Annotated in this window: 15 protein-coding genes; 2 read left to right on the top strand and 13 right to left on the bottom strand. The window is 38.9% G+C overall.

Annotated elements, in window-relative coordinates; genetic code table 11:
• Nucleotides 1–228 precede the first annotated feature (228 nt).
• Both DXB52_RS13465 and DXB52_RS13470 read left to right on the top strand, forming a co-directional pair.
• Nucleotides 229–918, top strand: a complete 690-nt coding sequence (locus tag DXB52_RS13465; RefSeq protein ID WP_472520240.1) for a DUF1430 domain-containing protein — start codon at nt 229–231, stop codon at nt 916–918.
• On the top strand, nt 915–1,523 hold the full coding sequence (locus DXB52_RS13470; protein ID WP_005608342.1) for an ATP-binding cassette domain-containing protein: 609 nt from the start codon (nt 915–917) through the stop codon (nt 1,521–1,523). The genes DXB52_RS13465 and DXB52_RS13470 overlap by 4 nt, the downstream gene beginning before the upstream one ends.
• A gap of 151 nt (nt 1,524–1,674) precedes the next feature.
• On the opposite strand, the gene DXB52_RS13475 is transcribed toward DXB52_RS13470, so the two are convergent.
• The 13 genes from DXB52_RS13475 to DXB52_RS13540 form a co-directional block, all read right to left on the bottom strand.
• Nucleotides 1,675–1,911, bottom strand: coding sequence for a DUF6061 family protein (locus tag DXB52_RS13475; protein WP_004843528.1), 237 nt, complete (start codon nt 1,909–1,911; stop codon nt 1,675–1,677).
• Nucleotides 1,912–2,207: 296 nt separating this feature from the next.
• On the bottom strand, nt 2,208–2,585 hold the full coding sequence (locus DXB52_RS13480; RefSeq protein ID WP_021738881.1) for a translation elongation factor Tu domain protein: 378 nt from the start codon (nt 2,583–2,585) through the stop codon (nt 2,208–2,210).
• A 51-nt stretch (nt 2,586–2,636) separates the two neighbouring features.
• Nucleotides 2,637–2,840 carry a hypothetical protein gene (locus tag DXB52_RS13485; RefSeq protein WP_472520245.1) on the bottom strand — a complete coding sequence of 68 codons (204 nt, stop codon included), beginning with the start codon at nt 2,838–2,840 and terminating at the stop codon, nt 2,637–2,639.
• Between the two features lie 288 nt (nt 2,841–3,128).
• Nucleotides 3,129–4,568, bottom strand: coding sequence for a virulence-associated E family protein (locus DXB52_RS13490; protein ID WP_227097757.1), 1,440 nt, complete (start codon nt 4,566–4,568; stop codon nt 3,129–3,131).
• Nucleotides 4,483–5,136, bottom strand: a complete 654-nt coding sequence (locus DXB52_RS13495) for a CHC2 zinc finger domain-containing protein (protein WP_021738884.1) — start codon at nt 5,134–5,136, stop codon at nt 4,483–4,485. Before DXB52_RS13495 ends, DXB52_RS13490 begins: the two co-directional genes overlap by 86 nt.
• Before the next feature lie 106 nt (nt 5,137–5,242).
• Complete coding sequence (locus DXB52_RS13500; protein WP_118107757.1) at nt 5,243–6,676, bottom strand: serine/arginine repetitive matrix protein 2; 1,434 nt, start codon at nt 6,674–6,676, stop codon at nt 5,243–5,245.
• A 411-nt stretch (nt 6,677–7,087) separates the two neighbouring features.
• On the bottom strand, nt 7,088–7,390 hold the full coding sequence (locus DXB52_RS13510) for a hypothetical protein (RefSeq protein ID WP_021738887.1): 303 nt from the start codon (nt 7,388–7,390) through the stop codon (nt 7,088–7,090).
• Nucleotides 7,391–7,427: 37 nt separating this feature from the next.
• Complete coding sequence (locus tag DXB52_RS13515) at nt 7,428–7,706, bottom strand: hypothetical protein (protein WP_044963260.1); 279 nt, start codon at nt 7,704–7,706, stop codon at nt 7,428–7,430.
• Between the two features lie 15 nt (nt 7,707–7,721).
• Nucleotides 7,722–7,901 (bottom strand): hypothetical protein, encoded by a 180-nt coding sequence (locus DXB52_RS13520; protein ID WP_021738889.1) that lies wholly within the window; start codon nt 7,899–7,901, stop codon nt 7,722–7,724.
• A 9-nt stretch (nt 7,902–7,910) separates the two neighbouring features.
• On the bottom strand, nt 7,911–8,294 hold the full coding sequence (locus DXB52_RS13525; RefSeq protein ID WP_021738890.1) for a TnpV protein: 384 nt from the start codon (nt 8,292–8,294) through the stop codon (nt 7,911–7,913).
• Nucleotides 8,291–10,174: a recombinase family protein gene (locus DXB52_RS13530; protein WP_021738891.1), complete on the bottom strand. Its 1,884-nt coding sequence runs from the start codon at nt 10,172–10,174 to the stop codon at nt 8,291–8,293. Before DXB52_RS13530 ends, DXB52_RS13525 begins: the two co-directional genes overlap by 4 nt.
• Before the next feature lie 271 nt (nt 10,175–10,445).
• On the bottom strand, nt 10,446–11,162 hold the full coding sequence (locus DXB52_RS13535; protein WP_472520250.1) for an APC family permease: 717 nt from the start codon (nt 11,160–11,162) through the stop codon (nt 10,446–10,448).
• 69 nt (nt 11,163–11,231) lie between these two features.
• The gene (locus tag DXB52_RS13540) at nt 11,232–12,425 is read right to left on the bottom strand and encodes a MalY/PatB family protein (RefSeq protein ID WP_118107761.1); all 1,194 of its coding nucleotides are present in this window, start codon (nt 12,423–12,425) and stop codon (nt 11,232–11,234) included.
• Nucleotides 12,426–12,538 lie beyond the last annotated feature (113 nt).

Below are 12,538 nucleotides of genomic sequence, written 5' to 3' on the forward strand. Positions count from 1 at the left end.
TACAAGGTTTTACGAAGCAGATAAATGCAGTAGAGAATGAATCTTCTGATTTGATTATTTTCATTCCAAAGAATAGATATTTTTGCTAAAAACAAGCAATTAGCCTATGTATGTTACAAGGTTTTACGAAGCAGATAAATGCAGTAGAGAATGAATCTTCTGATTTGATTATTTTCATTCCAAAGAATAGATATTTTTGCTAAAAACAAGCAATTAGCCTATGACTCCTTGAGCCATGTTTTAAATCATGATAATTTACAACAATTAAATATTCAGTACATAGAGTATAGCGAAACAGAATACTTTTCCTATTTAGATACAAGTAGAATAAATGGTATCGAAAAAAGCAAAAATCCGATAATTATTTATCAGGCAAACAAAGATTTAGCAGTCAATGGTGGGTATCTTGAAAGCTATAAAGCAGGAGCAGTTTTATTTCAATGTGATGAAAAACAGCTAAGAAATATCAGCAAAAAGTATGAAGATATGCTTGGAAATTATCAGCTAGTAATTACAAACGTACATGAACAGTATTTATATAATCACACATTTTTAATAAAACTCGTGGGATTTTTAAGTTCTCTTTGTACGATTGTATTGCTTTTAAATATTATGATTATTGTTACAGTAAGTAGACTAGAGTTCCGAGAAAATGCAATGAAAATTTCCTTGATGAAAATCTTTGGATATAGTTTATTTGAACGGCACAAAACACTTCTTAAAATGATTGTAGTGGAAAATTTTGTGATATTAGTAGGTATGCTTATCTATTCTTTATTATCGGTACAGACTGAAGTAGGAATTAGCATTCTTGTTAGTTCATTTATGGCACTAATAGAATTTACAATTATTTTCTTTAATATCACAATTGTTGAAAAAACAAACATACCGAAATCATTAAAAGGAGGTTGCTTATGATAACAATTGAAAATCTATGCAAAGCATATAATGATAAAATTTTGTTCAAAAATTTTCATTTGGAAATTCCAGATAGCCGTTTTTTGGTAATTAGTGGCGAAAGTGGATGCGGAAAAAGTACTTTACTTAATATGATTGGAGGTATTGAAACTCCTGACAAAGGTTCTATTATTGTGAATGGTTTTGATGTGGCAAAAAAAGGAAAAAAGCAGAAATATTTCAAAGAAGTTGTTGGATTTTTATTTCAAAATTTTGCCCTTTTGGAAAACAAAACAGTAAAAGAAAATCTAGAAATAATAAAAAAATCAGGTAGAACGGATATTTCAATAAATGAAGCTCTTGAAAAAGTTGGTTTACAGAAAGTAATTAACAAAAAAGTCTATCAATTATCTGGTGGCGAACAGCAGAGAGTTGCGTTAGCTCGTTTAATGCTAAAGAAATGTTCGATTGTATTAGCAGACGAACCAACTGGTTCCTTAGACAAAAAAAATAGTGAGATTGTTATGAATATATTGCATGAGTTAAGTGAACAGGGAAAAACAGTTATTGTTGTAACTCATAGTGAAGAAATTGTAGCACAAGAAAAGCATGTTCTATATTTATAATTACCCATAATAGAAGAATATGTTCTTTCGGGAGACACCTCCTCTAAGAACATATTCTTTTGGTTAAAATTGATTATAAAGATACTTTTATTTCAGTATATTCGCTATATTGATGGGATATATATTTGCATATTATTTATATGGATAAGGATTATAACTCTAGTGAGTCTTCTGCATCTACCCACATCTGTAAATTACCCTCAAGATATAATCTTGCATATTCCAAAGGCTCATCCACAGCCAATGAAGTAAGCGCACATTCTGATCCGTATGTGGTTTTTAGATTTTTTTCAGCTTTCCAGCAATCAATGCGAAGCATATATCCGGCACTTGTGTAAACATCAATACTATCGTGATTTATGTTGTATTCTGCATAAATTGTTCTCATCGTATCTTATCTCCATTTTCTTTTAATAATCAGTTATAGAGTTAAATATCGAAAACATTTCAATCAGTTCACCATGTCGTTATTGTTATACTGTGTTATGAAATTTTCTTTCCCTTATTTTTTCCCATATTAAGGTTCATGAAAACCAATGTGAGAATATAACACAAGGGAAAGAGTAAGGGAAAGCTCACTTGCTACAAACTTAGTATTTTCAAGGGTTTGCGAAGAATTTGATAATTAAATATAACAGTTATTAAATTTCCTAAAATATGTGAAATATCAACTGGAATTTGTAATTACATTCCATACATATTGGCATTCTTTACAATCACTCTATCTCCTTTTTCTAATTGTTCCTTAGAAACTCCTCTTAACCCAAGTCCAACATGTTCTGTTTTATATCCACAACCATTTGATTTTCGTTCTTTTGTATGTATATCGATGTTAGTAATTATAGTCTCTAATACACCTCCATTTGTTTTATAAACACACGCATTTTCTCCTTCTCTACACATTCCTGTTGATATGTTTCCTGTGACAACTGTTCCACCCCCCATAATTGTAAATACATCATCAATAATCAATTCAAAGTCTTCTTTTAAACATAATGGAACATCTAATCTGTTCATATACTCTTTTTCTCGCTCTTTTTTGCTTTTACCAAATAATCCCATAGTGTTTCTCCTTTATAACTTCTAATTTGTTGCTCAAATCATATCACATTTTCAAACATATCTCAATTCCAATTGTCTCTGCCCCCATCTATTGCATTGCCTTTCGGCTTGCTTCTGTAACCAGCATCCGGTTAATCTTTTCTTGCATGGTTTCCTTTGCATCTTCATTGAATGATAGCGGACAACATATACTGTCTGCCCGATTTTCTTTGTAAATGTGTTTCCCTCTGTTTTTTTATTCATCATTTTTTCCATAATCATCTATTTCCTTTCTTTCCTGTGCCCGACAGAGAGAGGTTTGCTTCTGTCCCTGCCGGGAGTTTATCGGCACGCTGACAACGCAAGTGTCAACATAGGGTTTGAAACTTTTTTCGGGTAGTTATTTCTGTTTTCCAAAATACTATTGAAAAGTTTTTTGAATGTTCTTGTTGACACCTGTTAAAAAGTAGCTGAAACACCGGTAAATACAAAGGATTTTGGTGTCAACAAAAATGTCAACAAGCAGTAAATTTCCGGGTAATCAGTAGCCTTTCGGCATCAAAATCAGCCTTTCTCTCTGTCGGGCAGATCAAATGGCAGCTCCAACTGTTCTGCTTTCGTCAGCTTTGTAAATCCATCTTTATCCGGTTCGTTGCCACCCTCTTCTTCTGCTCCTTCCCTGATCCAGCTTCTCTGTCTGCCATATCCTTCCTTTGAAAATCTGTGGACTCCGGCTCTCTTCCAGCCAGTGATCTGCGTATCCATAATGGAACAGATCTCATTTGTCTCGAATTTTTTCGGCTCCCGGTCAAAATGGTCAAAGGCTTCTTTCCAGATCTGGACGGAACATACATGACTACCTTTATAAGCGTCCAGCCAGCCTTGTATCATTCCTGCCATCGTATCTTCCTGTGTGAACTGTTTTCGGTATTCACTGATCTCCTGCTCCATTTCCTTTGAGAACTTCAACAGGCTGCTCTTATTCTCCGTTGACCAGTAGATTTCCATTACTTCTGCCCACAACTGGTCAAAATAGGATCTGGCTTCTTTTTCATCATCGAGGATATGCTTCTCTGCCTTACTGCTGTCTATAGCAATCGGCAGGAACCGTCTTGCCCCGGTACGGTCAAAAGGAATGAACTGCCTTGTGTTCGTTGAACCTGCAAAGATACACTGACGCTTCCGGTCTTCCTCATATTTATCATAAGGGTTCCGGTAAGTGTCTTTCTGTCTGGTCAGGAATGACTTGATTTCCTCATTGCTCTTTGCACTGATTGCAGCAATCATCTCCGACATTTCCATAATCCAGTGTCCCCGGAGATGCTCGTATATCTTACTGTCATTCAACTGCTTCAGATCATCAGAAAACCAGTCATCGTTCAATGCAAGAAAACGGAAAAATGTGGATTTTCCGGCTCCCTGCTGACCTACCAGACAAAGCATTTCATCTGCTTTACAACCGGGGCGGTAGATTCTGCTTAATGCTTCCATCAGGAAGTGCTTCACAACCTCATAGACAAAATCCGAAGCATCTGCCCCCATATACCGTTGCAGAACATAACGGATTCTCTCCTGCCCGTCCCACTCCAGTTGTTCCAGATACTCACAGATCGGGTGATATGCCCGGCTGTTGGCTTCTATGCGAAGTGCCTTATCCATACATTTTTCACTTGTGAGTTTGTAATAGCGTTCAAAGAAATAGTAGAAATAAGTCCTGCCATCATCATCCAGCTTGCAGACTTCCTCATTCCACCAGAGTTTTTTTACAATATCAATCCTGCCTGTCAGCTTGTTGTATTTCATACTCTCACGCACAAGCGGATCATTTCTCAGCACAACCATATAATTTCCAACCGTTGCTTTCGCAGTTCCTTTCTGTGTATATTCCAGCATCTGTTTCACTTCATCGACTTTGCTTTTATCTACCATCCGGAACATTTCTTTCATGGCATCTTTCTGTTCTTTTGTGGCGATCTCCTTTATCTTCTCTTTCGCATTGCTCAATCCGCTCCACCTCCTTCCATTTTTCTTTTACAAGTGCTTCCTTATCTGCCCTGTCCCCAAAGAGCAGGATATCCAGATAATACTCAACAACTGACAACTCCCTGAGAGCAGTCATAAACTTTTCATGCCATTCTTCTGTCCGTGTTTTTGGTGCATACTGTTCTTTCCATTCCAGAAGCAGGCTCAGATAATCCAGATAGGCTCTCAGGCATCTCAGATGTTTTTTCTGCCAAAGTTCTTCTGGTGTCGGCTCTGGCTTTTTTGCTGAAACGCTTCTCCTGTTCTGCGGTGATCCCCTGTCCCTGCCGGAATAAGGAATCCCAAAATCATCTGCCAGCTTCATGGCTGCATCTTTCAATCCAATGTCAAACAGTTGTGCCGTAAAATCAATGGCATCTCCTGTACAGCCACACCCGAAACAATAATATCTCCGGTCAACTTTCATGCTGGGTGATTTGTCATTATGGAAAATGCAGCGGATCAGTCCGCTCCTGTTGGGCTTTAACCCATACCTCTCCGCAGCCTGCCGGACGGTCACATTCTGTTTTACTTCATCAAATAATCCCAATTCGTTTCCTCTCTTTCTTAAATCTGCTTCCCAAATCTGGGAAGCAAGTTTTCACAAAAAACAAAAAAGCACTTTGTCCTGTCCTTACGGAATCAACAAAATGCCCTTATAGTTCCAGATCACTGGAATGTGATCTTCCTTTATTCAGTTGTTTTCTCTCTGCCTCTTCTCTTTGAATCTTTGCTACGTTCAATGCAAGTTTTTCTCTGATTGACGGCTTCACTTCTTTTTTGATTTCTTCTACAACGGCTTTTTTCTTCTCTGGCCGTTTTAACTGACGGACAACCCTCACAACAGCTTTTTCCATCGCATATTCGATTTTTTTAATCAGACCGTCCAGCCTGTTTATCGCATATTCCTTTTCTTTTCGTGATGCCTTACGTTCCGGACTCTGAATCCATCTCTTAGAATCTTCCGCAAGACGAATGTCATCTTTTCTGGTAGCCCGCATTGTTTCCTCTGCGACTTTATCCACAGCCTTGTCATAGGCTTCACTGGATACTTCGTCAAGCAAGGTTTCCACATCTTCAATACGGAGGGTAAGCTGTTGCAGTTCCTCTCTCTGTTCTTCAATCAGCTCGCCCTGACTTAGAATCCGGTCAGAATTGGAAATGAAATTTTCTTTAAATTCTTTTTCCTGCTGTTCTATTTTTTCTTTCTGTGACTGGATAACCTTTTCATTTGCCCTGACATGGTTTGACTGCCTTGCAAGTTCCAGATGATTCGCATTGACCTTATCCCTCTGCTGATTGAGCATTTCCTGCTGAACCGCAATCTCTTCTTTCTGCTTCATTCGGATATAGTCCTGTTTCTCCAGATACTGCCTTCCTCCATAGGACGGTTCTTCGTCAATTTCCAGTCCATGACGTTTACAGATATCCAGGAACATTGTCCGGCAGGCAGAATCAAAAACAACCTTACGGTTATTTGTCTTTGATCTTTTCTTTTCCGGATTCGGAAGTTCAAAGCCAAGTTCTTCCAGTGCCGCTTCCTGTTTCGGTTCAATCTCCCCATACCGGTTCGTAGCATCGAATACATGACGCTCATGAATATGCGGAGTCGCTTCGTCCATGTGCAGTGACCAGTCAATGATATGCACATTAGAACCAAACCGCTCATCGAACTCTTTCTTGAATTCATCAAAAACCAAAACCAGCGTTTCCACAGAAGCGTGTTCATCTATCGTCCCAAGCTGATAGATACTTTCTTCCGGACAGGTCTTTTTATTTTTCAGAACATCTTCCACCCCTTTACATCTGTCGGGGTGTCTTGCTTTCTCATGACGTTTATTCTGGTTAATCACATAATCGCTGTAATGATCCACATAGTATGCCATCTCAATCTGGTTAAAAGAAAAATTATCCTCTTTTCCCCGGTCTGCCATTGTGGTATATCCCTGATAGCAGTCCCAGTAAATATTCTGACGGACACGTTCATTGTCAATATGCTCACTGTGTTCCGGGTCAAATCTCCGGTCATTGTGAAGCGGATTGTAAACACCGTCTTTCCCAGATCTGCCGTTATGCCTTGTGCCTTTCAATTCACATCTCTCCTTTTTTCAAGTTGTTTCCCCGGAGGGGATTGCAGCGAAGCTTCCAAAAGTCTCTGTCCCCGTTACAGACAGTACCCAGTACCATATGGCGAAACGCCATATCACTGGGCAATGGCTGCCGCCCTTAACCTGCTAAGGGCTTTGCCCCTTAACCCCAGCAAGATGCTGCCGCTCTTTGCAATCTGGGCACAAAGGACTTCCAGCCCTCTGTACTCCCAGCAGACAAAACGTAACTCCTGCCGCTGTCCCTTCAGCAGGATCTCCGTTCCGTCTGTTTTTCAAAAATCCTCTGCATCGGATTTTGTGAAAATATAAAATGGGTAAAACAAAGGGCACTAACTTTTTACGGTTAATGCCCTTTCCTTTACTCATTCACTTTTCAGATAATTCCTGTATGTATCATTCTGATAATTGCTTCAGAACCATTTTAACATTCTTCCTAAGTTTCATTCCGTCCCTCAGTCCCAACCGGTAGAAAAATTCTTCTGTCTCTGCTCCACTGTTAAATATCTGGTCGCAATATTTTGTAATGGCCTCTTCCTGTTTCTGTGGAAGTGTGGCAATCACTTTTTTATATTCTTCCTCAACTTCATCTGGTTCTGTCACAGACGGCTGGCTCAGTTTCCAGTCTGCATACTCTTTTCCCATATGCTCCGTTATGGTCAGGTTGATAAATTCTTCAATCTCTTTTGTAATCTTCATTTAAGAATCCTATTCCTTTCTCCAGTGGTCTACTTCATCAATCTGATTTTGATTGTTTCCAGCCACACCACTGCCCAGCCAGAAAGCACAGCAGGATATAAAGTATAAAACCTGCCACAAGCATCCTGACCGCTTCTGTGCCTGTCTCCTGTCCGAATCCATACCCTAAAACTGCTGTAATGCAGATGATCCCCGACAGGATATGAAATACCGTTGCCGACAGCCATGTGAAGAACATAACCACCAGTTGTATCATTGTCAGGCATATACGCACTGGCAGTAATACGATTTTCACAATAATTCTTACAACAACCATGACTGTCCACCCCTTTCACTGTTTCAGATAACTACGATAGCTGTCTATCACAGAATCTGTCACACCGCTTTTGTAAATCTTTCGGATATCAACGATTTTTTCATCTTTCAAAAGTTTCAGCCAGTCCAGTAAATCTTTTCTGCTGTTTGCAAAATTACAACATCTTCCGTCTGCATATTCAATCCAGTATCTCATAAGTCCCTCCTACACATACACCAGTTCATTTAAAATAATTTCATCTACCCGGCTTCTTGCATTGTTTGCCCGGCGAACCCATTCCATCTGATCTCTGCTTTTCAATTCTTCCGTAATGCCTTCCTGCTCCATAATCTGTTCCATGAGGAAATCCCTGCGTTCCAAACACTGCTCATTCAGATCTGCGAGATACGTCCAGAGCTTACCACTCAATGTCAGATAGGAATACAAGCCACTCTTGTAATCTTTCAGATAGTTTCTGTGAAGACTTCCATAAAAACCAATCTCTCTTTTCTCTTCGGGTACTGCGATCAGTGGCAGATAGATTTCCCCGACAAGGATATAATCCAGACCATTACTGTTATCGTGAATGATTCTTTCTAATTTGCTCATGCTGATGCAACTCCTTTCTTCGGTTCTGCTGGGGGAAGCAGTGATAGCGGAATGAACACACCTTTTGCAATATCTTCCTGCCGGATCTCTTCTTTTTTTGCATCCAGTTCGGCTTTCTTTTTTGCCTTTGTCCGTTCATAGTATTCCTGCTGCTTTCCATTTGCTTTTCTTCTCAGGTAATTCTGGTGAAGCCTGTCTTTTCTGGCTTCCCGTTTTTCCATTTCTTCAATTTCTTCCGGTGTCATTTTCACCTCACCGAAATGTGGCGGTAAATATCTGCCGATGAAGTTAAAATAGATTTCCACTTCCTGTGTCGTCTCAACGCTTCCTTTCCGGTCACGCTCATGCACCACAATCTTTTCTACAAATTCATTCAGCATGTAAGTGGTCAATTCCTCAAAATTTTGGTATTTATCAACCAGAGCAATAAACTTCTCCGCTGATCTGCGACCTTCTTCATAGCCTGATAATTCAGCTTCCATATCTGCAATTTCTGCCGACAAATCTTTCTGTTCTTTAGAATACTGTCCATCAAGAATCGCATAGCGTTCATCTGGCAGCTTGCCAAGAATATTGTCCTCATAAATTCTGCAGATCAGTTTTTCCAGTTCCTGCACACGCTTTTTTGCCTCTGCCAATCTGCTTTTCAATCTTGTGATCTCACTGGACTGCTGTGAAGTCTGTGCCTTTTTTACTGTCTCCAAAAATTCTTCACGATTCAACTGTGAATACTCCGCAACAGCCTTTAAAAGTTCCTTAATCAGCTCCATAACCACATCAGCATTAATTCTGTGCTGTGTCTGGCAGAGTGTTCCAACCGGAACTTTAGAATATGCAGAACAAGTATATTGTGGTACTCGCTTGCCATTATTTACTCGATGGACATACATTTTGGAACCACAGTCTGCACAATACATCAGACCTGTCAAGGGGTGGGCTTCTCCCCATCCATCTGGATATCTTCTCACATTGCTTCGGATTCTCTGTACATTGTCAAAAGTTTCCTGATCTATAATGGCTTCCTGCGTGTTCTCAAACACCGTCCAATTATCTTCAGATACGTAATGGCTTTTCTTATCCTTGAAATGTTTTCTGGTCTTGAAGTTCACTGTATGACCAAGATACTCTCTTTTCTTCAGAATGCCTGCAACAGTAGAAGAGCCCCAGCCATAAGGATCTTTGATTTCTTCTACTCTGCCTTTCCATAATCCGGCATCTTTCTTTGCCATATGAACCGCTGGTATCTCAACCTTATCCTCTTTCAGTGCCTTGGCAATCTGATATGGTCCGTACCCATCCATTGTCATGTGAAAGATTCTCCGTACAACTACAGCTGCTTCTTCATCAACAATCCATACATTCGGGTCATCCTTGTCTTTCAGATACCCATATGGTGTTGTACTTGCCACATGCTTGCCGGATTTTCCTTTCGCCTTGAAAGTGGATTTTATCTTTTTACTGGTATCCCTTGCATACCATTCATTCATGATATTTCGGAATGGAGTAAAATCATCGTCCTCCCGGAAGCTGTCTACATTCTCGTTGACTGCAATCAGGCGGACATTCTTCTGTCGCAGCAATTCCATATATTGTCCGACTTTCAGATAATCTCTTCCCATTCGGCTCATATCTTTAATCAGAATCGTTCCGACTTTCCCCGACTCTACTTCTTTCATCATGGCAAGAAAGCCTGGGCGATCAAATCTTGTACCGGAGATACCATCATCAGTAAAATGAACAAGATTGGTAAATCCATGTTCTTTTGCATATTGTTCCAGCAGTTTCTTCTGGTTTGAAATACTGTTGGATTCCCCGTTTAATTCATCATCACGACTAAGACGTTCATACAACGCTGTCATGAATCCCTGTTTCTCTGTCATAGTCAGATGTCCTCCTTCCTTTGTTTATTAATTGCCTGTTCTCATCCCATATCCGTTCCTGTACCGGGTTCTGATGTTTCCGGGACGTATTAACCAAAAAAGACACGCTGAATGCCTATTCAGTTCTGGTATCACTACGGGCAGGCTGTTTCGTTTTCAAGGTTCGTGTAAGAAGTAAAAAAGATTCTTACACTAAACGAAATGCTCAGAGGTCTTTTTACAGCCCCCTTACTGCATCTTTTTTGATTTCGTGTCATCTTTTTAAAGTTCCTTACACAATCTCTGTACTGACGAAACAAAATACGGACATGTTTTGAAATTGTTTTTTACAAAATACAATTTTGTTCTTTAAGGTAAAAAAATAAGCCTCAAGAGACTTTTTAATCATTTTGGAGCTCCAACTCTTTAAATTTGATTGATTAAGAAGTCTCTTCAAACTTACTACACCTGCTGCAAATGTAAGGTAAATTGATGCTAACACGAAACCACCAATTCCCTTTGTCATGAATCCATTTGTAAGATAATCTCCCTGTACATTCCCAATTCCAAGTACAATATACGCTGCAATTGCAATTGCAAGTATTGCACATAAGATATTCTGTAATCTTGCTGCCTGCTTAACTCCAAAGAAATGCATTCCAAACAGTGCTGTCAGAACAATAAAACTAATCAACTTCGCATTTACATTTGGAAACAATGACAGGAAATAATCTGCAAATGAAAGTGTATACATACTAATTGCAAGTGATGTAAACAACTGGATATACAAGAAAATTCCTGCTGCTTTCTGTCCACATAAAACTCCAATCTGTGAATACTGTCCACCATAAAAGTTGGCTGTTCCTCCAATATAAATCTGTGGAATAGCAGCAAATATCGTAATTAATCCTGCAACTATATATGCAAGGTTTACACTACGACCTGTAAAACCAATTGCAATTCCTGTCATTGTCATAATTCCAACACCAATAATCTGTCCTATTGCCATTGAAAAGAGATCTGTCCGAGATAATTTTTTTGTTTCGTTCTCATTCATTGTTTTTCCACCTCTCGATTCTTATTTGTATAATACCTTTTGAATTCTCTCTATTGCTTCCTTTAGCATACTCTGCGGACATCCCACATTGATTCGAATGTGTTCTTCACCACCCGGTCCAAACCAAGTTCCTGGAACACATATTACATTAGCCTCAAACACAACTCTTTGGAACAATTCCTGATCTCCTAAATGGAGTTCTGATAAATCTAACCAACACAGAAACGTGCCTTGCGGACGAATCATCTTAGTTCCCGGCATTTGCTCTTCAACAAATTTTTCAAGAAAATCTACATTTTTCTGCATATATGCAATTTCCTGCTTCATCCATTCTTCGCCCTCATCCGTGTAAGCTGCACTAACACACTCCAGGCCAAAAGTATTTCTTACATCCAAGGACATTGCTTTCTGTGTATGTTCAAATTTTTCTCGTAACTCTTTATTTGGAATAATCGACATACTTGCTTTTAATCCGGCCACATTAAATGTTTTGCTTGGTGCAGTTAAGAGAATGAAGTTCTCTTCATATCGTTTATCTAAACTTAAAAGTGGATAATGCTTATATCCTTCATAAACGATATCTGCATGAATTTCATCTGTCACTAAAAGAACATCATGTTTCAAGCAAATTTCTGCTACTGCAGTAAGTTCCTCTTTTGTCCATACTCGGCCTACTGGATTATGCGGACTACACAGTACCATTAATTTGTTTTCTGGTTTAGCTGCAAGTGCTTCTAATTCTTCCAGATTCATTTTAAACTCGTTATTTATATGAACCAGCCCGTTATTTACAACTTTTCTATTATCATTCTTAACAATTGTTGCAAATGGATCATAAACTGGTTGTTGAATGATTACCCCGTCTCCCTCGTTGGTAAATGATCTAATAGCAATATTAATACTTGCAACAACTGATGGAACAAAGGTAATCCATTCTGGTTTCACATCCCAATCGAATCTTCTTTTCTGCCATCCACATACAGCACTATAAAACGGTGTCATCGGTGCACAATATCCAAAAATTTCTTTCTCTACTCTGTCACGAAGTGCATTTACAATTACTGGTGCACATGCAAAATCTGTATCCGCAAGCCACATCGGAATCATATCTTCTGGTATATCACAGTTCAGATAAGATGAAACAGCCTTGGAATGCCATTTCATGTCATTAGTACTTACGCGATCCACTTTTCTGTCAAAATCATATTTTATCATTTGCTCCTCCTTTTAGTTTAACTAATTAAACTGTTTACCTGTTAAACTTATTATAGTCTTAGTCTTACAAAAGTCAATTATTTTTGTGCAAACAGAATAAAAAAAGCATTTCA

The sequence above is a fragment of the Ruminococcus sp. OM04-4AA genome, from assembly GCF_003462585.1.
Lineage (GTDB): Bacteria > Bacillota > Clostridia > Lachnospirales > Lachnospiraceae > Mediterraneibacter > Mediterraneibacter faecis.

Excerpts from the sequence above, each read along its gene's own strand:
- DXB52_RS13470 (WP_005608342.1), top strand. The coding sequence starts at position 915 with ATGATAACAATTGAAAATCTATGCAAAGCATATAATGATAAAATTTTG.
- DXB52_RS13475 (WP_004843528.1), bottom strand. The coding sequence starts at position 1,911 with ATGAGAACAATTTATGCAGAATACAACATAAATCACGATAGTATTGAT.
- DXB52_RS13480 (WP_021738881.1), bottom strand. The coding sequence starts at position 2,585 with ATGGGATTATTTGGTAAAAGCAAAAAAGAGCGAGAAAAAGAGTATATG.
- DXB52_RS13485 (WP_472520245.1), bottom strand. The coding sequence starts at position 2,840 with ATGGAAAAAATGATGAATAAAAAAACAGAGGGAAACACATTTACAAAG.
- DXB52_RS13510 (WP_021738887.1), bottom strand. The coding sequence starts at position 7,390 with ATGAAGATTACAAAAGAGATTGAAGAATTTATCAACCTGACCATAACG.
- DXB52_RS13515 (WP_044963260.1), bottom strand. The coding sequence starts at position 7,706 with ATGGTTGTTGTAAGAATTATTGTGAAAATCGTATTACTGCCAGTGCGT.
- DXB52_RS13520 (WP_021738889.1), bottom strand. The coding sequence starts at position 7,901 with ATGAGATACTGGATTGAATATGCAGACGGAAGATGTTGTAATTTTGCA.
- DXB52_RS13525 (WP_021738890.1), bottom strand. The coding sequence starts at position 8,294 with ATGAGCAAATTAGAAAGAATCATTCACGATAACAGTAATGGTCTGGAT.
- DXB52_RS13530 (WP_021738891.1), bottom strand. The coding sequence starts at position 10,174 with ATGACAGAGAAACAGGGATTCATGACAGCGTTGTATGAACGTCTTAGT.
- DXB52_RS13535 (WP_472520250.1), bottom strand. The coding sequence starts at position 11,162 with ATGGCAATAGGACAGATTATTGGTGTTGGAATTATGACAATGACAGGA.
- DXB52_RS13540 (WP_118107761.1), bottom strand. The coding sequence starts at position 12,425 with ATGATAAAATATGATTTTGACAGAAAAGTGGATCGCGTAAGTACTAAT.